Source organism: Quadrisphaera sp. RL12-1S, assembly GCF_014270065.1.
Taxonomy (GTDB): Bacteria; Actinomycetota; Actinomycetes; order Actinomycetales; family Quadrisphaeraceae; genus Quadrisphaera.
Genome location: NZ_JACNME010000007.1, coordinates 170,544 through 190,310, shown reverse-complemented (window position 1 = coordinate 190,310; position 19,767 = coordinate 170,544). Strand labels below are relative to the sequence as shown.

Here is a 19,767-nt window from a genome sequence, read left to right as displayed (position 1 = left end):
AGCTTGGCGGTCTCGTAGCGGTCGGAGCCGTTGATGCGGTTGACGGTGTAGCCGTCGCCCTTGATGGCGGTCTCGACGGAGGTCGGGATGACCGTGGTGCCACCGATCAGCCAGATGTTCTTGCACGATGGCCATGGGTGTGGGCGGCCCTACCTCCCCCCTTCTGTGTTGCCAGGAGGTGCTCTACCCCCCCTGTTCTGTTCGGTGCTACCCCCTGGAACCCCCCCTGTTCTGTGAGGTGCCAGTGCGTTGAGCTGGTGCGGGAGGCGAGATCCGAGAGCTGCCGACCGACGCGAACCCGCGGCGGCGAGCAGCGGCCTCGGGTAGTTCGACGACGGGGGCAGGTGAACACCGGCTCCTGCGCGACAGGGCCCGGTACGACCTGGGCTACAGGGCGGACGTGCTCGGCGACATCGCCAACAGTCCCGGTGGCGACGGGATCGTCGTGCGGGCCGGCCTGCAACCCATCGGCGAGCCGGTGGCGCTGCTCGACGCTGCGGTTCTCCTTGCAGGCAGAGACCGGGCGTCACGCCTGGGCAGGTCGTCCACCTGCCCCGTGACGGGATGCGCGACCGCGGTCTGCGCCGCATCCTGACGCTCGCCCGCGAGCCGGCTCGCTCCGCCGAACGCAGCGGAACGAGTCCCCGGGTCTGGGGCCAGGACGAGACGAGCGAGATGACCCGGCTCGAACGGACCCACCCACGTGCCTCCAGGACGCCCGGACAGCCGGTCTCCTCGCCGCAGTGGCGGTCGACGTCGCCGGCGACGACCTCGCACGCCGGCAGTACCTGACGCGCCTGCGAGCGCGGTGCTGAGCGGGTGACGCTCGGGCTCCGCCCACAGGGGGCGCACCACGCGCGCTCATCCACAGCGCGGAGCCGGCTGCGAGCGAAGGCCGCGGGCGCTCGGCATCCTCGGTGCTCCCCGTGACCACGCGGGCAGAGGTGCAGAAGGAGGAGCCGTTGATCTGCATGGATGGACCCGCGTCGGCTGCCTGTGGCCACGACGTCCCTCGCCCGAGGTACGGACCATGAGCATCTCCGAAGCCGTGGACGACTTCGCAGCACACCTGCTGGACTACGAGCGCCTCCAGCCCACCACGATCCGCAACTACACGACCTACCTCTCGCTCCTGCTCTCCTTCCTCACGCCGGAAGAGGCCGAGAGGGCCGTCCTCGGCGAGATCACCTCGGCGCGGTTCAGCGCCTTCCTCCGTCACGAGCGCGAGCGCGGCATGGCGGAGTCGACGCTGCAGATGCGCTGGTACGCCGTGCACGCCTTCTACCGGTTCTTGCGGCACCGCGGCTACGACGGTCCGTCGCCTCTCGACCAGGTGCGTCCTCCACGGGCGAGGCCGGTGCCGCGCCGCGACTACTCCGCGACTGAGGCCGAGGCGATCCTCGCCGCGGCCCGCGCCAGCGCGGAGGGCGGGACCAAGAAGGGCCAGTTCGACTACGCCGTCATGGCGACGTTCCGCTACACCGGCGTGCGCCGCGGTGAGCTGGTCGACGCGAAGGTCAAGGACCTCGACCTGCCCCACCGCGAGCTGACGGTGCTCGGCAAGGGACGCAAGCGGCGGACCATCCCGCTGCCGCACCCGTACGTCGAGATCATGGAGTGGTACCTGGCGGAGGTGCGGCCGCACCTGCCCGGGTCTGAGCGGCTCTTCGCGAACCCCCGCGCCAACATCGAGGGCAGGTTCCGCGGCGCCACCGACGGACAGAGTCTCAAGCGCATGGTGGTCCGCTACGGCGAGGACGCGGCTGTTCCCGGGCCGCACCTGCCGCACCGGTGGCGCCACACGTACGCGACGCACCTGCTGCGCCGGGGCGTGGACGTCGCCGTCGTCCAGAAGCTCCTGGGGCACTCCAGCATCACGACCACGTCGATCTACCTGCACCTCGTGCGCGACGACCTGCAGGCCGGGGTGGACCAGGCGTTCGGTGGGCCGCCGCAGCGCTCTCGCCCGGACGGGTCCTCGCGCCGCCGGACCAGCGGCTGATCGGCGCCCTCCGGCAACGACGCGCTGGAAGCGACCGACCTCGACCCTGCACGGGGCCACCTCCGCGCAGGACCCCGTCGCGCGCACCCGTGCTCTCGTCGTCGTCCTCAGCCACCTGGCGAGCTCTGGTGCCGGTGGTGCTGACCGACTGCGGGCTCTCACCCCTGGCCATCTCGGCGTGTGACCAGCGAGAGCGCTCCCAGAGGTGCCGCTGGGGCTGCCGCAGTGCACTTCGTGCCTGGGGCAGGGCTTGCCATTCACTTGGAGATCGATGAGAGTGAGCGCTCACACGCGCGACGGAGCGCGTGGAGACTGGAGGAGACGCTTCATGACGTCGCACCTGCGTCGAGTGCGGAACCGGTGTCTGGCGGTGCTCGCAGCACTGCCCCTGGTGCTGGCGATGGTGATCGGTGGGGGTTCTGGCCAGCGCGCCGAGGCGCTGGACCCCTTCACCGGGTACCTGATGGTCCACTTCATCGGAGAGGGGTCGCGCGGGCAGCAGATCTACTTCACCCACAGCAAGGACGGGCTGCACTGGAGCGACCTCAACGGTGGTGAGCCCACCCTGCTGAGCACGGTCGGCACCAAGGGCGTGCGCGACCCCTCCATCGTGCGATCCCCCTCCGGTGACAAGTACTGGATCATCGCCACGGACCTCTGCATCGACTGCGGCCAGAACTGGGGCGACGCGATCAACAACGGCAGTCGCAACCTGGTGGTGTGGGAGTCCTCCGACCTGGTGAACTGGTCAGCTCCGCGCCTCATCGACGTCGCGACCAGCATCCAGGGCAAGAACGCCTGGGCCCCGGAGGCCATCTGGGACCCGGCGAGCAACGCCTACGTCATCTACTGGGCCAGCAACGCCCCCGCCGCCGAGGGCGGTACGAAGCACCAGATCTTCTACGCCACCACCACCGACTTCCGCACCGTGAGCGCCTCGCGGCCCTACCTGGTGCCGCCGTCGGGCCAGGAGGTCATCGACACGCAGATCATCGAGGCGCCCAGCAGCCCGGGCGGGTTCCGGTACTACCGGGCCAGCTGCCTGGGCCGCGAGATCGTCATCGAGGGCGGCAACAGCGTCCTGGGCTCCTGGACCAACCTGGGGAACCTGGTGCGCTCGGGCTTCACCAACGGCGGCACCTCCGGGGCCACCGTGGTCGAGGGGCCCATGTTCGCGCAGGTCAACGGCAAGGCCGAGTGGAACCTGTGGCTCGACCAGTACGCCACGGGCGGGGGCTACACCCCTGCCACCACGACCAACCTCAGCGACACCTCGAGCTACCGCAAGCACGCTGCCTCGGACTACAGCCTGGGCAGCAACCTCAAGCGGCACGGTTCGATCATGAACCTCACCGCTGCCGAGGAGAGCCGCGTGCTGGCGGCCTACAGCGCGCCGATCAACCGCCTCGCCGCAGTCAACGTCAACGGCGGCTACGTGCGACACGCGAACTTCAAGGGTCGGGTCGCAGCGAACGTCTCACCGGCTGAGGACGCCCAGTTCCGGATCCGCACGGGCCTGGACGGCGTCTCGGGCAACGTCTCGTTCGAGTCGGTGAACTACCCGGGCTACTTCCTGCGGCACTACGCGTTCTCGGTGGAGCTGCAGCGCAACGACGGGTCCAGCGCGTTCAAGGGCGATGCGTCGTTCACCCCGGTGGCGGGCCTGAGCGACAGCTCGGCCACCTCCTACCGGTCGGCCAACTTCCCCGACCGGTACCTGCGCCACTACGCCCTGGAGCTGAAGGTGGACCCCATCAGCACCGCCCAGGAGCGAGCTGACGCCACCTTCCGCGTCGTGTCCTGACGTGCCCCGGGGCGCCGCACCCGGCCGACCGGCCGGGTGCGGCGCCCCGCCGCGTCCAGGGGGTGCCCGCGACGCCGCACCACCGGTCGAGGGCGCCCCTGGACGCAGCCCCACCCGTGCCGCCACGATGGCTGCGTGAGCGCTCTCGCACCTGGTCAGGCCCCGTCCGGCCGACCGCCCTCGATCACCGACGTGGCCGTGCGGGCGGGTGTGTCGATCCAGACCGTCTCGCGCGTGCTCAACGAGGCGCCCAGGGTGGCGCCGGGCACGCGGCAGCGGGTCCTCGTGGCCATCGACGAGCTCGGGTACCGGCGCAACCCCGCGGCGCGGGCGCTGGCCACCGGTCACGGTGGGCTCATCGGCGTGCTGACGCCGAGCTCGGCGCTGTACGGGCCGGCGTCGGTCACCGCCGCGCTGGGCCTGGCCGCCGCGAACGCCGGGGTCCACCTGGCGGTGGAGCACGTGGTCGACTTCGACGTCGACTCCGTGCAGCACGGGCTCTCGCGGTTGGTGGACCAGTACGTGGCGGGCGTGGTGGTGGTCGCGCCGGTGCGCCAGGGGTTCGAGGCCCTGGCGTCGGCGCGAGCACCGGTGCCGCTGCTGCCCGTGGTGAGCAGCGAGGGGCGCGACGAGCCGGTGGTGGCCGTCGACCAGCGCGCCGGTGCTCGGTTGGCGGTGCAGCACCTGCTGGACCTGGGGCACGAGACGGTCTGGCACGTGCGGGGGCCGCGGGGCTGGTACGAGGCCGACCAGCGCGAGCAGGGCTGGCGGGAGGTGCTGGAGGGCGCGGGGCGGGAGGTGCCGCCGGTGCTGGAGGGTGCGTGGTCGGCGGATGCGGGGTTTCGGGCGGGGGAGCTGTTGGCGCGGGTGCCGGAGGTGACGGCGGTGTTCGCGGCGAACGACCCTTCGGCGTTGGGGGTGGTGCGGGCGCTGACCGAGCGCGGTCGCAGTGTGCCGGGGGAGGTGAGCGTGGTGGGTTTTGATGACGTGCCGGAGAGTGCGTTCTTCTTGCCGCCGTTGACCACGGTGCGCCAGGAGTTCTCCGAGCTGGGGCGCACGGCGCTGCAGGTGGTGCTGGAGATGGTCGAGCGCCACCGCGCCGGCGGCGGCCGCGAGGTGCCGCCCGTGAGCCCGGTGCGCCTGCAGCCCGAGCTGGTGGTCCGGAGCAGCACGGGCGTGCCGCGGGCCTGAGGGCCCGTCAGAGCGTTATCGATCCGTGACCGGATCTCCATTGTCCTCTCAGCGTGTTAACGCTCACACTCGAACCGAGGGAGCGACAGCCGCCTGGCAGACAGCGGTGCGTCGCCACCACATCGGTGAGGGTGGGCCCCTCCTCGGAGATGAGGAGTGGCCGGCCCGCAGGGCGCTGCAACGCCCTGCGGACCGCTCCACCGAGCACTGAGCGCCCGACCACGACAGCACGGCAAGCGCACGTGGCGGGCGATGGACGCACTCGAGGAGGAGTCAAGTGTTCCACGCATCCAGGCGCACCTTCATCGCTGCGATCGCCGCTGGCGGTCTGACCGCATCCCTGGCCGCCTGCGGCGGCAGCGCTGACGCCGGCAGCGGGTCCGCGGACGGCGCGAGCTCCGGTTCCGGAGGCAGCGGCACCATCCGCGTCGGCTACTCCCAGCTGGGCGCCGAGAGCGGATGGCGCACCGCGAACACCGAGTCGGTCAAGGCCAACCTCAGCAAGGACAAGGGCTTCGACCTCACCTTCGTCGACGCCCAGCAGAAGCAGGAGAACCAGATCAAGGCCCTGCGCGACTTCGTCGCCCAGGACGTCGACGTCATCGCCTTCTCGCCCGTGGTGGAGACGGGCTGGGACGACGTGCTGAAGGAGATCAAGGACGCCGGCATCCCCGTGGTGCTCGTGGACCGCACCGTCGACACGAAGGTCTCCGACCCCTACGTCACCCACATCGGCTCCGACTTCAAGGCGGAGGGCACCAAGGCGGGGGAGTGGGTCAAGCAGAACGCTCCCCAGGCCAAGATCTTCGAGCTGCAGGGCACGCTCGGCTCCGGCGCCCAGGTGGACCGCGAGGAGGGCTTCGACGGCGTCGTCGGCAGCCAGGTGATCGGCAAGGCCAGCGGCAACTTCACCCGCGCCGAGGGCCGGACCGCCACCGAGGCCGCCCTCCAGGCCTACCCCGACATGACCATGATCTTCACCCACAACGACGACATGGGCCTGGGCGCCGTCGAGGCGATCGAGGCCGCGGGCAAGAAGCCCGGCACGGACATCCAGATCGTCTCCGTGGACGCCGTCCGCGACGGCCTGAAGGCGCTCGTCGACAAGAAGTTCAACTACGTCGTGGAGTGCAACCCGGCCTTCGGCGACCAGCTCGCCGAGCTCATCAAGAAGGTCCACGCCGGGGACAGCGTGCCCAAGGAGACCGTCGTCGAGGAGACGACGTTCGACCAGACCATCACCCAGGCCCAGGTCGACGCCCGCCCCTACTGACGGGCAGGCACCGACCCCCGTTCCCCCCGGGACGGCGCCGCGGACACCGCGGCGCCGTCCCGGGACCCCACGGAAGGCCCCACCATGGCGCAACCAGCCACCCCGAGACCCACCGCAGACCCCGCCGTCCCCGTCGTCCAGATGCGTGGCATCACCATCGAGTTCCCGGGCGTGCGCGCCCTGGACGGTGTGGACCTGCGCCTCTTCCCCGGGGAGGTGCACGCGCTGATGGGGGAGAACGGCGCCGGCAAGTCGACCCTCATCAAGGCCCTCACCGGCGTCTACTCCATCGACGCGGGGCAGGTGCTGCTGGACGGCGAGGCGATCCAGCTCAAGGACCCCGGTGCTGCCCAGGCCGCAGGCATCTCGACCGTCTACCAGGAGGTCAACCTCTGCGCGAACCTCTCCGTGGCCGAGAACGTCATGCTCGGGCACGAGGTCCGCCGAGGCCCCTTCGTCGACTGGCGCGCCACCCGTCGCGCCGCCCGCGAGCAGCTCGCCCGGCTCAACCTGGACATCGACCCGCGGTCCCTGCTCGAGTCGCACACCATCGCCGTCCAGCAGCTCGTGGCCATCGCCCGCGCCATGGTGGTGGACGCCAAGGTCCTCATCCTCGACGAGCCGACGTCCAGCCTGGACCGGGCCGAGGTGGAGGAGCTCTTCCGCGTGGTGCGCCAGCTGCGCGACTCCGGTGTCGCGGTGCTGTTCGTCTCCCACTTCATGGACCAGGTCTACGCGATCTCCGACCGCATGACGGTGCTGCGCAACGGCCGGCTGGTGGAGGAGCGCCTCACCCGCGACCTCCCGCGCCGCGAGCTCATCTCACTCATGATCGGACGCTCGGGTGAGGAGCTCGCCGGGGTGGAGGAGACCGCCCGGGCCGCGATCTCCCTGCACCCGCCCGGGGCGCAGCCCCTGGTGGCTGCCAGTGCCCTCGGTCGCGCCGGCTCGGTGCAGCCCTTCGACCTCGACCTGTACCCGGGCGAGATCCTCGGCTTCGCAGGCCTCCTCGGCTCGGGACGCACCGAAGCCGCCCGCCTGGTCAGCGGCGCCGACCGCCCGGACGCCGGGCGCCTGGAGGTGGACGGCGCCCCCGTGCGGCTGGCCACACCGCTGGCCGCCCTCCAGAAGGGTCTGGCCTACTCGACCGAGGACCGCAAGAAGGAGGGCATCGTCGGGGACCTGACCGTGCGCGAGAACATCGCGCTCGCGCTGCAGGCGCGCCGCGGGGCCTGGCGGCCCATCCCGGCCAAGGAGCTCGACGAGATCGTCGCGCGGTACATGACCGCGCTGAACATCAACCCCAAGAACCCGAACGCCCTCATCAAGAACCTGTCCGGCGGCAACCAGCAGAAGGTGCTCCTGGCGCGCTGGCTGGCCACCGACCCCCGCCTGCTGATCCTCGACGAGCCCACCCGCGGCATCGACGTGGGTGCCAAGGCGGAGATCCAGAAGCTGGTGGTCGAGCTGGCGCAGCAGGGGATGTCGGTGGTGTTCATCTCCTCCGAGCTCGAGGAGGTGCTGCGCCTGTCCCAGCGGATCGTCGTGATGCGCGACCGCGTGAAGGTGGCCGAGGTGGTCAACGGGGACCAGGTCACCACCGACACCGTGCTCGCGACCATCGCCGCAGAGCCGACCTCCGAGCCAGACCGAGGCCCGGACTCGTCCGCGCAGACCCCGAAGGAGGGCGCGGCATGAGCGCCACCAGCGCCACCCCCGGTGGGACCGTCGGCTGGGCCCGGCGCGTCGCCGGCCACACCCTGTTCTGGCCGACGGCGGCGCTGGTGGTGCTGCTGGTCGCCTGCGCCGTCGCCAGCCCCGGCTTCCTCGACGTCACGGTCCGCGACGGCGCCCTGGTCGGACAGCCGATCGACCTGCTGCGCAACGCCGTGACGCCGCTGCTGCTGGCCCTCGGCATGTGCCTGGTGATCGCCACCGGGGGCATCGACCTGTCCGTCGGGGCGGTCATGGCCATCTCCCTGGCCGTGTCCCTCACCTACCTCGACCGCGCCGCCGACCCGAGCGCTCCCGCCACGGTGGCCACCGCGGTGGTCCTGGGCCTGGTGCTCGGCGTGGCCGTGGGCGCCTTCAACGGCGCCCTGGTGACGCTGCTGGGAGTGCAGCCGTTCATCGCCACCATGATCCTCATGGTGGCGGGGCGCGGCATCGCCATGCTCATCACCAAGGGCCAGATCACCACGGTGACCAGCCCGCCGTTCAAGGCGCTCGGCGCCGGGTCGGTGCTCGGGCTCCCGCAGGCGGTGGTCATCGGCGCCGTGGTCTTCGCGCTCGTGGCGCTGGTGGTCCGGCGCAGCGCGCTCGGCGTGCTGCTCGAGGCCATCGGCGTCAACCGCGAGTCCGCGCGGCTGTCCGGCGTGCGCGCCCGCAGCACCACCTGGACCGTCTACGTGCTGGCCGGGGTGCTGGCCGCCCTCGCCGGGATCATCTACGGCGCCCCCACGATGGCGGCGGACGCGAACAACATCGGCCTGTTCTTCGAGCTCAACGCCATCGTGGTGGTGGTGCTGGGCGGCACCAAGCTGGACGGCGGCAGGTTCTACCTCTCCGGCCTGGTGGTGGGGGCGCTGCTGCTCACCACCATCGAGCGAGCAGTGATCATCTTCCAGCTGCCGTCGACCACCACCAACCTCTTCAAGGCCGCGGTGCTCATCGCCCTGTGCATCGCCGCCTCCCCCCGCGCCCGCGGCTGGCTGGCCAGCAGGCGCACCGCGAGCAGCGGCCCGCGCCGGCCGGAAGCGGCCTCGGCCGCGCAGCCGGCCGCCCAGCCCGTCTCGCGGCCGTCCTCGAACGTCAAGGAGGTGGGAGCGTGAGGCTCCGCCGGCTCGATGCGCGGTACCTGCCCGTCGCCGGGACGCTCGTCACCCTGGTCGCGCTGCTCGCGGTCGGCCAGGCCCGCTACAGCACACCCCGCCAGGGCTTCATCTCCATGAAGCTGCTCTCCAACCTGCTCATCGACAACTCGTTCCTGCTGGTGCTGGCGGTGGGGATGACCTTCGTCATCCTCGCCGGGGGCATCGACCTGTCGGTGGGAGCCGTGGTGGCGCTCGTCGGGCTGGTCGTGGCGCAGCTGTTCATCGCCGGCTGGCCCGCACCCGTGGTGCTCGTCGTGGGCGTCCTCGTCGGCACCACGTGCGGCGCGATCATCGGCGTGCTGGTGCAGTTCTTCGACGTCCAACCCTTCATCGCCAGCCTCGCGGTGCTGTTCCTCGCTCGCGGTGCCGCCACGGTGATCGGGACCCGCTCGCTGCCCATCGACGACCCGACCTTCTCGGCGCTGGCCTCGTGGAGCCTCCGCTTCGGGGAGGGCCGGACGTCGTGGCGCATCAACGCGAGCATCCTCATCGCACTCGGGGTGCTGGCGCTCGCCTACCTGGTGCTCCACCACACCCGCTTCGGGCGCACCGTGTACGGCCTGGGTGCCGCCGACCGCGGCAACGCCGTCAACCTCATGGGTCTGCGGGCGGACCGCACGCGGGTGTGGGTGTACGTCATCAGCGGCACCTGCGCCGGTGTGGCGGGCCTCCTGTTCGCCCTCTACACCAAGTCCGGCTACAACCTCACCGGCGTGGGCATGGAGCTGGACGCCATCGCCGCGGTGGTCATCGGCGGCACCCTGCTCACGGGCGGCTACGGGTACGTGCTCGGCACCGGGGCCGGGGTGCTCGTGTACGGCCTGATCCAGGTGCTCAACTCGCGGGAGGGCCTGGAGTCGTGGTGGACCCGCGTGGCCATCGGCTCCGTCCTGCTGGCGTTCGTCATCCTGCAGCGAGTCATCGCCGTGCGGCGCCGCCCCGCCGTCCGCCCCGCGGAGAAGCAGGCACCGGCCCCAGTGCCGGCGGCCTGACGGCGAAGTCACGGCGGCACCAGAGCGTCCCGGGCGTCCCCCAGCCCCGGTGACGAAGGGAGCGCCCCGCCCGGTGAGCCGGGTGGGGCGCTCTCGCTGTGCGCCGGCGCGGCGGCTGTCCCGGCTCACTTGACGCTCGTCGTCAGGGCGGGTCGCGTCCCGCAACCCCCTCGTGCCACACGGACACCACACACCTCATACGCCTCTGACCTGCGACGTTCTGCCCGTCTCCCGTCCTGGAGGCTCCCGCGCGCCTCCCGCACCGCGGCGCGCCGCCTGCCTACCGTCGAAGACCTGGCCCTCGCGGCAGCGTCCACCGCTGGAGCGCTCGCGGTGGGCACCCCCACGACGGAGCACCACCCGACGAGAGCAGGCCTCGTGCGCACCACCGCCGGCCGGACCACCACCACGCGCGCCCTCGCGCTCGCCACGGCCCTGGCGATCCCGCTGCTGAGCGCGTGCGGAGCGGGCGCCCAGAGCGCGTCGGACGTGCAGACCCCCGCGACGTCGCTGGTGGGCGACTCCGTTCCGCTGCCGCTGGTCCCGCAGCTGCCGTTCTTCTTCCTCAACCCCCCGCCCCTCGGTCCGACGTCCGCTCCGGCACGCCCTGCGAAGCCGAGCACGACCGGTACCTCGACGGTCCTGCCGGGTCTCGTCGGTGGTGTGGCCTACGACGTCGACCACCGCGCAGGCCGCGACGTGCGGTGGGTCTCGCAGCCCGACCGGCGCCGCGTGCTCCGCAACGACGGGGAGACCACGTGCGTCGTGGCAGCCGGAGTCGCGCCCGCCGACGGGCTCGCGTGGTGCGATCCCGGCGCGACAGCGACCCCGGCGATGCTCCGCCCGACGGCGCTGGCCACTGACGCCGGTGGAGACGTCTTCATCGCCGACCCGCAGGCCCACCTGGTGTTCATGGTGAAGGCGGACTCCGCCGCAGCAGTGGTCGTGGCGGGGAACGGCCAGCAGGGGACGCCGGTCGAGGGAGGGCCGGCGACGTCCTCCCCCCTGCGCTCACCCAGCGGCCTGGCGGTGAGCCTCACCGGTGACCGGCTCTACATCGCCGACAGCGAGGCCAGGGAGGTGCTGGGCGTGGACGTCTCCGACGTCGCCACGCAGTGGAGCTTCGCCGCGGCCCGCCTGGTGGAGGTCGACGAGGAGCAGCCCACCCCTGCCAGCGTCCCCGGGCAGCTCTCCGTGGTGGCAGGACCGGGCTGTGCACCCGCCGAGGGGACGCGGCCGCAGCAGGGCGTCGCCGTGCTCGGACGAGCCGCATCGCTGGCGACACCCACCGCGCTGACCGTCGACACCGACGGCGACCTCTTCCTCGCAGACCCGGGCAACCACCAGGTCTACCGGATCGTGCCGGGTGACCTCGGCGGGCCGTCGTCGCTGGTGGCGGTCTCGACGGACGACCCGGAACTCATGGCGCCGGTCTCCCTCGCGCTGTCCCTGGAGTGGCCCGTCGACCGCCTCGTCGCCGTCGACGCCGCGACGTCCTCCGTGGTCGAGGCGGACTCGTCGGCGTCGCAGCTCGCGTGGGCGCCGGTGACTGGCGCCCCGAAGAGACCCGCGGCGGTGGCCGGTCGCTGGGGCACGCTCGTGGTGGGCGACGGCGACACCGGAGCCGTCATGGACCTGGCCGCTCCCGCTCTGCCGGGGGAGTACCGACGCCGCAGCGACCTCGTTCCTGCCACGGGAACCCCCGCGTGCGCAGCGGCTCCCTCGCCGCAGCCCTCGTCGTCGACGGGCAGCCCGTCGAGCGCGCCAGCGCCGGACCCGGTCTTCACGCCGCGCTCGTCGTCGTCGTCCACCCGGCCCAAGGTGCCCGGCAACGCCGTGGTGCCCGACCCGGGGGCGCACCGCTTCTCCGGCAACGACCGCGTGGCCACCTCGGTGGACACCTCGCAGCAGCTGTTCCCGAAGGCCGGGTCGGTGCCCGTGGTGGTCATCTCCTCGGCGAGCTCCTACGCCGACTCCGCCGGAGGCGCCCGCTACGCCGCCGAGAAGGGCGGCTCGCTGCTGCTGACGCCGGGCAGCAAGCTCGACCCGGCCGTCGAGGCCGAGGTGCGCCGCTCGCTGGCGGCCGGCGGCTCGATCGTGGTGACCGGCCGGGAGGACGCCATCTCGCCGTCGGTGTTCTCCGCGCTGGAGAAGATCGCGCCCGGGCGCACCGAGCGGGTGGGCGGGGTGGACCGCTTCGAGACGGCCACCAAGCTGGCGCAGCGCCTGTCCGACGAGATGACGACGACGGCGACCGGCCCGATCTACCTCGTGACCGGAGCCGACTACCCGGACGCGCTGGTGGTGGTGTCGCTGGCGCGGCGCACCGGCGGGCTCATCGTGCTGTCGAAGGACGGCGTGCTGCCGCCCGTGACCCGGACGCTGCTGCAGCAGATGGACCCGACGGGCGCCCGGACCGTCCCCGTGGGCGGAGCGGCGGCGCTGGCGGCGGCCAGCCTCGGCGGTGACGCCGGGCGCACGGCCGCGGCGGCCGCAGTGGTGGGCAGCGACAGGTACGAGACGGCGCGCAGGGTGGCCGAGCGCTTCGTGGCGCTCGACGCCGCCGCCGGTGCCCGCACCGACGTGGTGGGCCTGGCCACCGGCACCACCTGGCCGGACGCGCTGGTCGGCTCCACCGCGATGGGCACGCTGGTGGGCCCGCTGCTGCTCAACCACGGGGACCAGCTGGACCCGAACGTGGTCAAGGCGCTCGCGGCGATCCCGAGCAGCCGGCCCAGCAGCACGGTGGTGTTCGGAGGGGAGGCAGCGGTGCCGGCGTCGGTGATGGCGGCGTTCGGCGCGGCCGCCAAGGGCTGACCCCAGCCCGGGTGTGCGCAACGCCCATGATCACGGTGGGGTGTGCGCGCAACGCCCATGATCACGGAGGTGGGGCTGGTCTGGTCGGGTGGCGCGCGCCGCCGGGGGGTGCTGGCCGGGGGCGGTCGGGTCGATGACGCGGTGTGGGTCGACGACGGACGCTCCAGGCCACCACCGCCGCGGTGGCGCTGCTCGCCCTGGCCGGGCCGAGCGCCGCGTGGGCCGACCCGGCGCCGCTGCAGACCTACGTGGTCAGCGTGGCCGACCCCGCCGACCTCGCGGGCGCGGCGGCCGCCGCCGACCGCGAGGGCGACGTGCTCGCCGTCCACGACGAGACCGGCAGCGTGGTGGTGCGGGCCACCGGGGCCAGCGCCGCGCGGCTGGAGCGTCTCTCCACCGCCGCGGTGGAGCCCGACGCGGTCTTCACCCCCACCGCCGACGCGTTCGCGCCCGCCGGTGACCTCTTCTCCCCGACCGCGACGACCACGGGGTCCACCGGTCCGGTGCCCTGGCACCTGGACCGCATCGACCAGGCCTCGCTGCCGCTCGACGGGCAGTACGCCCCCGGCGGCGGGGGAGCCGGCGTGACCGCCTACGTGGTGGACACCGGCCTGCGCGCCAGCCACGCCGCGTTCACCGGCCGGGTGCGCACCGGGGTCGACTTCTCCGGCAGCGGCAGCACCTCCGACTGCAACGGCCACGGCACGTCGGTGGCCGGCGTGCTGGCCGGGCGGCTGGTCGGCGCGGCCCAGCAGGCCACGCTCGTGCCGCTGCGCGTCAGCGGGTGCGCGGGAACGGCCCGCAGCAGCTCCCTCATCGCCGCCGTCGCGTGGGCCGTGGACGACCACCGCGCCGGCACGCCCGCGGTCCTCAACGTCAGTTATGGCGGCCCGCCCTCGGACGCGCTGGACCGCGCGCTGCGCGCCGCCGTCGCCGACGGCATCACCGTGGTGGTGGCGGCCGGCAACGAGGGCGCCGACGCGTGCGGCAGCAGCCCCGCCCGCGAGCCGTCCGTCATCACCGTGGGTGCGAGCACCGCGAGCGACTCCCTGGCCGGCTTCTCCAACCGCGGCTCGTGCGTGGACCTGCTGGCCCCGGGCGCCTCCATCGTCAGCGCGGGCTCCGACAGCGACACCTCCGCCGTGGTGACCAGCGGCACCTCCCTGTCCTCCCCGATCACCGCCGGTGCCGCCGCGGTGCTGCTGGGAGCCCACCCCTCGCTCACCCCGGAGCAGGTGGCCGCCGCCCTCACCGCGGGGGCCTCGCGCGTGGCGAGCCCCACCGCCGGCACCACCGACCGCCTCGTGAGGGCGTCGACGGCGACGACGCTGAGCGACCCGCCGGTGGCCGCCGGCAGCGGCGCCGTGGTGGCCATCGGGGGGCAGGCGCTCATCAGCGACGCCGCGCTGGCCGCTCTCGCCGCGGGCCGGTCCTCGGAGCGCATCGCCGGCGGCGACAGCTACAGCACCAGCGCCCTGGTCTCCGCCCGCGCCTTCCCCGACGGCGCCCACCACGCCTACCTCGCCACCGGCACCGCCTTCGCCGACGCGCTCGGTGCGGCCGCCGCCGCCGCGGGCAGCGCCGCCCCGGTGCTGCTCACCCGGCCCGACGCCGTGCCCGCGCCCGTGCTCGCCGAGCTGGCGCGGCTGCACCCGGACACCGTCACCGCCACGGGCGGACCGGCGGCCATCAGCGACGCCGTGCTCGACCAGGTCCGCCAGGCCACCGGCGCCTCCGTGGTGAGGGCCTCCGGCGACGACCGGTACGCCACCGCCCGCGCGGTGGCCCTGGACGCCCTCGCGGCCGCGGGAGCGTCGTCGGGCGGGTCTGCGGGCACCGCTGCGGGCACCGCGCCGGGGACCGTCTACCTCGCCTCGGGGGAGGCCTTCCCCGACGCCCTGTCCGCCTCCGGCGCCGCCGGGCGCAGCGGGTCTCCGCTGCTGCTCACCACCCCTGCCGTGCTGCCCGCAGCGACGGCGGAGCAGCTGGGTCAGTGGCGGCCGGCGCGCGTCGTCGTCCTCGGCGGCCCCGCGGCCGTCTCGGACGCCGTGCTGCGCCAGGTGGCGGCGGTGACCGGTGGGGCGGTGGACCGCGTCTCCGGCGCCAGCCGGTACGAGACCGCCGCCGCCGTGCTCGAGGCCGGACCGGCACCGGCCACCGTCTGGCTGGCCAGCGGGGAGTCGTACGCCGACGCGCTCTGCGGCGCCGCCGCGGCGGCCGCGTCAGGGGGCGCGCTGGTCATCGTCCCCGCCGGTGGCCCCACCGGGCGGCTGCGCGACAGCGTCCGCTCCGCCCTCACCCCGCGCTGACCCCAGGACCCCGCAGGGTCAGGCGCGCAGGCACGCGAGCACCGCGCCCACCCAGTCGCCCCGCCGGTCCCAGGGCGCCTGGGCGCGGACGTCGTCACGCACACCGGTCCTGACCGGGGGAGAGCACCGCTCCACCAGGCGGGCGCAGCGGTCCGCCAGCTGGCGCTGGTGGTCCTCGGTGGCCGGGGCGAGCTCGGCGAGCAGCGTGGCGGCGGCGAGGACGGCGTCCGGGTCCGGGGCCCCTCCCGCCGTCCCCGTCCCCGTGTCCGCGCGCCGCAGCGCCGCCTCCGCCGCGCGCAGCAGCGCCGAGCGGCTCGGGTGCCCCGCCTCCGCCAGCAGCGCCAGCGCCGCCGCCAGCACGCCGGGGTGGGTGTCGGGGGAGCAGGCCACGAGGGTCGCCACGTCGCAGGTGCCCTGGTCCCGCGGGTCCAGGCGGCGCAGCACCTCACCCCGCACGCCCTCCCAGGCACGGGCCTGCTCGCGGTCCGAGCCGGTCAGCGCGTCGACGGCCGTGGGAACCGCCTCCAGCGGGACCACGAGGCCCGGGGGGAGCTCGCCGACCAGCGGGGCCGCCAGCTGCGGGGAGGTCGACGCCAGCCAGGCCCACCACCAGGCGAAGGCCTCCGGGTCCCGGCAGGCGCGCGTCAGCTCCAGCGCGGCGCGGGCGCGGAGGACCTCGGGGCCGTGGGCGGCCAGGGCGGCCAGCTCGGCGTGGGCGGGGGCGGACAGCACGGTGGACCTCCTCGGCGGTGCGGGCGCGCGGGCAGGCCCGCCGTGCGCACCGCCCGACGAGGTCGGGCCGTGGCCTGGGAGGGCCGGCGCTCGCGAGGCGCGCCACCTGTCCTCCAGCGGGACGCCGACTTCTCCACCGGCCCGCCGGAACAGCGCACCCGCCGCCTCGCCCTCCCCCGAGGCACCGGTCGGCAGCTGGTGCACCACAGATGTACCAGGGCCGAACCGGTTCGCGTCTCCCCTTCGGGTGGAGGAGGTCCGTGTCGTCCGCGCGAGCGTCTGGGAGGCGTCCGGAGAGCCCGGTCCGCCCGTCCGGAAGCCGTCACGACCTCTGACGCGGCGTCCCGCCGCACCCGACGATCCAGGGGTGGACGACGCGCACGACGACGACCCCGCCCAGCCCGGCTCGCAGGCCCCGGCCGGGCCGAGCTCCCCCCAGGCGCTCGCGCTGGCCTCGGCCGACGTGGACGCGAGGGGCTGGTGGTGACCGGCCCCGCCGGCCGGGCGCTGCACCGGGGCCCCGCGGACGGTCCGGCGCGGTGGCCCGAGTGCCGGTGCGAGGCCTGCTTCGCCACCCGCCTGGCGCCGCTGCCCCCTGCGGCGGTGCTGCTCGCGCGCGTCGGTCTGGCGGCGCTGGGCGGCGTGACCGCCGTCGTCGTCCTCCTGGGGTGGTGACGGGTTCCGCGCGGTCTCGCTGGTCCGGACGGGTGGACGTCGACTTGCGCGGATCATGCCTCTGTGCAGCGGCTCTGCACGCCAGTTCGACTGTCGGTGGTGCCCCCTAGCGTCAGCGGCATGACCTCGACCACCCCCGCGAGCGGACGCCTCGGCGCCGCGCTCGCGGACGCGCAGGCGGCCCTGCGCGAGGTGGTCGAGGCGTGCGGCTGGGTCGGGTCGCTCCCGCCCGCAGACCGGGCCGGGGCGCTGCACGAGGCCGTGGTGCTGGGGCGCCTGGTGGACTCCGCCGTCCTGCACCTCGTGGCGTCGTTCGACCGCGCCGACCTCGACGAGGTGGGCGCGGCCAGCCCCGTGGGGCTGCTCACCGGGTCGGCCGGGTTCGACCCGGCCGCCGCCAAGCGCCTGGAGCTGGTCTCCCGGGCCACCGGGGCCGGTGACGTGCAGCAGCCGCCCCTGCCGGAGGTCACCGCGCTGCACGCCGACGGTCGCATCTCCACCGACGTCTTCGACCTGGCCGCGCGCCTGCTCCGCGCGCTGCCGCGCGCGGTCCGCCGCGAGTGCGGGGCCGAGCTGGACCGCACCCTCGCGCAGGACCTCCCGGGCCTCACCTACGAGCAGGCCGTGGTGCTGTGCCGCGAGCTGCGCGACGTGCTGGACCCGAAGCGCGCCGACGGCGACTTCGACCCCGACGCGCTGGAGAAGCGCGGTCTCGACCACACCGTGCACGACGACGGCTGGGTGTCGGTGCGCGGCACCCTCGACCCCCTCAACGGCGCGCAGTTCATCGCCGCGATCGACCACTTCAGCAGGCCCGCCCCCACCGTCGAGGCCGAGATCGCCCCGGAGGCCGACGCCGACACCGCCGGTACCGCCGGCACCACCGACACCGGCGCCGACGGCGAGCCCGGGGCGCGGGACGCCCAGCCGCAGCTGACGAGGACCGTGCGCGACGGGCGCACGGCCTCCCAGCGCCGCGCCGACGCCCTCGGGCTCATCGCGCTGAGCGCGTCTGACCCGACGTCCACCCGGGGCGGGGAGCCGCCGCGGGTGGTGGTGACCGTGACCGCCGACCAGCTGCGCGAGCTGGAGGGCGCCGGGCGGGCCGTGTGCGAGCAGACCGGGCCGCTGCCCACCGCGGTGATGCGGACGGTGCTGTCGAGGGGCGTGCTGCAGGCCGTGCTGCTCTCCGCGGAGGGCGCCGAGGCCACCGTGGTGGCCCTGGGCCGGTCGGTGCGGTGCTTCACCCCGCCGCAGCGGCGGGCGCTCTTCGCGCGCGACGGCGGGTGCGCGGTCCCGGGCTGCGACGCGAAGCTCGCGTGGCTGGAGGCCCACCACGTGGTCGAGTGGCAGGCCGGAGGCCCCACCGACCTCGACAACGGCGTGCTGCTCTGCCCGCGCCACCACCTCCAGGTGGGGATGGGGGTGTGGCAGGTGCGCGTGGTGGACGGGGTGCCCCAGGTGAGACCGCCCGCCACGGTGGACACCCTGCGGCGGTGGCTGGTCAACCCCCGGCGGTCCGTGCGGCAGGCAGCACGGGCGAGGGCGCGCCAGCTGGTCCTCGGCGACCCGCCGGGCGGTCCACCGCTGGGCGAGGACGAGCGCACCGCCGGGGCGCTCGCTCGTCGCTGACCCCTGCCCGTCGGCGACCCGAGAAGTCCGGATCGTCCCGGCGCGCCTCCCCGGATCCGAGCGACCGGTCCTGCACGATCATGGTGTGCGTCGAGGTGCCCCGCTCCGGAGCGCCGGCGTGCTGTCGGCGGCCGTGCTCGCCCTCCTCGCGGTGGCGTCCCCCGCGGCTGCGAGCACGGCGGCAAGCACGTCTGGCGCTTCTGGGGCGTCTGGCGCCCAGCGGAGTCCCGCCACCGCCCAGACCCCTGCTGCAGCCCAGACGCCTGCTGCAGCCCAGACCCCCGCCGCGGCGCAGGTCCCCACCTCGGCGGCGACGACCGGTGGCGCGACCGCCCCGGCGTCCGCCCCGACCTCCGACTCGACGCCCAGCCCCTCCTCGCCGTCGTCGTCGGCGGTCTCCTCCTCCGGGAGCGCGGCGGCGACCGGCGGGGCGCCGTCGGCGTCGTCCTCGTCGCCGACGGCCACGGCGGTCGGGCCCCAGGCCGCCGCCGGTGTGACGGGCGTGCTCTACGCGGTGCTGCCGCACCCGGACGACGAGTTCGAGGTGTGGTCGCAGGTGGAGCAGACCCCGGACCTGTTCAAGGTGTTCGTGCTGCTCACGCACGGGGAGGAGTCGAGCAACTGCGACCCGGACCTGCCCGGCTACGACCGCGGCGAGGAGCCCGCGCCGGTCCCGCTGCCCCAGGGGAAGTGGACCCCCTCGTGCGAGGCGGCGCGCATGGACAGCTGGCGCGGGTTCTTCACGGACATGGCCGCCTCGGACCCCTCGGTGCCGTCGCGCTTCACCGACCGCGGTGAGGTCTCCCGCCTGGTCGGCGCGCGCAGCACCCCGGTGTGCCGGGTCGACGCGACCCCCGGCGTCTGCGCCAGCCGCGACCGCAGCGCGCACGTGTGGACCGACGACGGCGGCCACGGCGCGCTGGTGGTGTTCGACCTCGGCGACCGCGACGTCACCCCTGACGAGGTGGTGTGGGCGGTGGAGTCCGTGCGGGACAACCGCACCAGGCTGGGCGTTCCGGCGCTTCCGAGCCGCGGCGTGGTGGGCGCCTACTACGAGGAGGTCACGGCCTCCGGCTTCGCCTACCCCCACCCGGACCACCGCGCGGTGGCGGACGCGCTGTCCAGCACGGACCTGCACCTGGGCCCGCAGCTGGGCGCCACGGCCATCGACGACCCGCGGGTGCGCGTCACCGCCGCCGTCAGCGACCAGGGGATGGCCTCGGCCTTCGGGTGGGGGGACTGCACGGGGGCGCACCCGCGCCGCTACGGCTGGCTGTGGCACGACGACCACGACGCGCTGACGGGCGGCGTGGCCCGCTGCTTCCAGGTGGACCGCACCGGCCAGAAGCGTCTGTTCAGCCGCATGCAGTACTTCTGGCGGGACTTCGCGCCCGCGGCGTCGAGCACCTCCACCGCCGAAGGCGCCCGCTGACGCCCGCCCTGCCGGGGGACGAGGGCGGCGCTACG

General features: G+C 74.3%; 14 protein-coding genes. 13 read left to right on the top strand and 1 reads right to left on the bottom strand.

Annotation, left to right across the window (positions count from 1 at the left end; translation table 11 throughout):
- The first annotated feature begins 400 nt into the window (after positions 1 to 400).
- The 10 genes from H7K62_RS14625 to H7K62_RS14580 all read left to right on the top strand — a co-directional run bounded on the left by H7K62_RS14625 (position 401) and on the right by H7K62_RS14580 (position 15,261).
- A complete protein-coding gene (locus H7K62_RS14625; protein ID WP_186719551.1) occupies positions 401 to 595 on the top strand; it encodes a hypothetical protein in 195 nt (64 codons plus the stop codon).
- Between the two features lie 435 nt (positions 596 to 1,030).
- Positions 1,031 to 2,002 (top strand): tyrosine-type recombinase/integrase, encoded by a 972-nt coding sequence (locus H7K62_RS14620; RefSeq protein WP_186719549.1) that lies wholly within the window; start codon positions 1,031 to 1,033, stop codon positions 2,000 to 2,002.
- Between the two features lie 328 nt (positions 2,003 to 2,330).
- The gene (locus tag H7K62_RS14615) at positions 2,331 to 3,806 is read left to right on the top strand and encodes a glycoside hydrolase family 43 protein (protein WP_186719547.1); all 1,476 of its coding nucleotides are present in this window, start codon (positions 2,331 to 2,333) and stop codon (positions 3,804 to 3,806) included.
- 135 nt (positions 3,807 to 3,941) lie between these two features.
- Entirely contained in the window at positions 3,942 to 4,997 is a 1,056-nt protein-coding gene (locus tag H7K62_RS14610) for a LacI family DNA-binding transcriptional regulator (protein WP_222437633.1), read from the top strand.
- Between the two features lie 277 nt (positions 4,998 to 5,274).
- Positions 5,275 to 6,270 carry an ABC transporter substrate-binding protein gene (locus H7K62_RS14605; RefSeq protein ID WP_222437632.1) on the top strand — a complete coding sequence of 332 codons (996 nt, stop codon included), beginning with the start codon at positions 5,275 to 5,277 and terminating at the stop codon, positions 6,268 to 6,270.
- A gap of 141 nt (positions 6,271 to 6,411) precedes the next feature.
- Entirely contained in the window at positions 6,412 to 7,968 is a 1,557-nt protein-coding gene (locus H7K62_RS14600) for a sugar ABC transporter ATP-binding protein (RefSeq protein ID WP_222437631.1), read from the top strand.
- Positions 7,965 to 9,101, top strand: a complete 1,137-nt coding sequence (locus H7K62_RS14595) for an ABC transporter permease (protein ID WP_186719541.1) — start codon at positions 7,965 to 7,967, stop codon at positions 9,099 to 9,101. The genes H7K62_RS14600 and H7K62_RS14595 overlap by 4 nt, the downstream gene beginning before the upstream one ends.
- Positions 9,098 to 10,135 carry an ABC transporter permease subunit gene (locus tag H7K62_RS14590; RefSeq protein WP_186719537.1) on the top strand — a complete coding sequence of 346 codons (1,038 nt, stop codon included), beginning with the start codon at positions 9,098 to 9,100 and terminating at the stop codon, positions 10,133 to 10,135. The genes H7K62_RS14595 and H7K62_RS14590 overlap by 4 nt, the downstream gene beginning before the upstream one ends.
- Positions 10,136 to 10,513: 378 nt before the next feature.
- Positions 10,514 to 12,952, top strand: a complete 2,439-nt coding sequence (locus tag H7K62_RS24050; RefSeq protein ID WP_186719535.1) for a cell wall-binding repeat-containing protein — start codon at positions 10,514 to 10,516, stop codon at positions 12,950 to 12,952.
- 143 nt (positions 12,953 to 13,095) lie between these two features.
- Positions 13,096 to 15,261, top strand: a complete 2,166-nt coding sequence (locus H7K62_RS14580) for a cell wall-binding repeat-containing protein (RefSeq protein WP_186719527.1) — start codon at positions 13,096 to 13,098, stop codon at positions 15,259 to 15,261.
- 18 nt (positions 15,262 to 15,279) lie between these two features.
- Here the strand turns inward: H7K62_RS14580 and H7K62_RS14575 are convergent, their stop codons facing one another.
- On the bottom strand, positions 15,280 to 15,993 hold the full coding sequence (locus H7K62_RS14575; RefSeq protein WP_186719525.1) for a hypothetical protein: 714 nt from the start codon (positions 15,991 to 15,993) through the stop codon (positions 15,280 to 15,282).
- 483 nt (positions 15,994 to 16,476) lie between these two features.
- On the opposite strand from H7K62_RS14575, the gene H7K62_RS14570 reads away from it, so the two are divergent.
- From H7K62_RS14570 to H7K62_RS14560, 3 genes are all read left to right on the top strand, one after another.
- Complete coding sequence (locus tag H7K62_RS14570) at positions 16,477 to 16,668, top strand: hypothetical protein (RefSeq protein WP_186719524.1); 192 nt, start codon at positions 16,477 to 16,479, stop codon at positions 16,666 to 16,668.
- Positions 16,669 to 16,788: 120 nt separating this feature from the next.
- Positions 16,789 to 18,300 carry an HNH endonuclease signature motif containing protein gene (locus H7K62_RS14565; protein WP_186719522.1) on the top strand — a complete coding sequence of 504 codons (1,512 nt, stop codon included), beginning with the start codon at positions 16,789 to 16,791 and terminating at the stop codon, positions 18,298 to 18,300.
- An 85-nt stretch (positions 18,301 to 18,385) separates the two neighbouring features.
- Positions 18,386 to 19,732, top strand: a complete 1,347-nt coding sequence (locus H7K62_RS14560; RefSeq protein ID WP_186719520.1) for a hypothetical protein — start codon at positions 18,386 to 18,388, stop codon at positions 19,730 to 19,732.
- The last annotated feature ends 35 nt before the right edge of the window (positions 19,733 to 19,767 follow it).

Bases quoted from the DNA above. Each gene is read 5' to 3' on its own strand.
- H7K62_RS14615 (WP_186719547.1), top strand. From the start codon at position 2,331: ATGACGTCGCACCTGCGTCGAGTGCGGAACCGGTGTCTGGCGGTGCTC.
- H7K62_RS14595 (WP_186719541.1), top strand. From the start codon at position 7,965: ATGAGCGCCACCAGCGCCACCCCCGGTGGGACCGTCGGCTGGGCCCGG.
- H7K62_RS14600 (WP_222437631.1), top strand. From the start codon at position 6,412: ATGCGTGGCATCACCATCGAGTTCCCGGGCGTGCGCGCCCTGGACGGT.
- H7K62_RS14620 (WP_186719549.1), top strand. From the start codon at position 1,031: ATGAGCATCTCCGAAGCCGTGGACGACTTCGCAGCACACCTGCTGGAC.
- H7K62_RS14565 (WP_186719522.1), top strand. From the start codon at position 16,789: ATGACCTCGACCACCCCCGCGAGCGGACGCCTCGGCGCCGCGCTCGCG.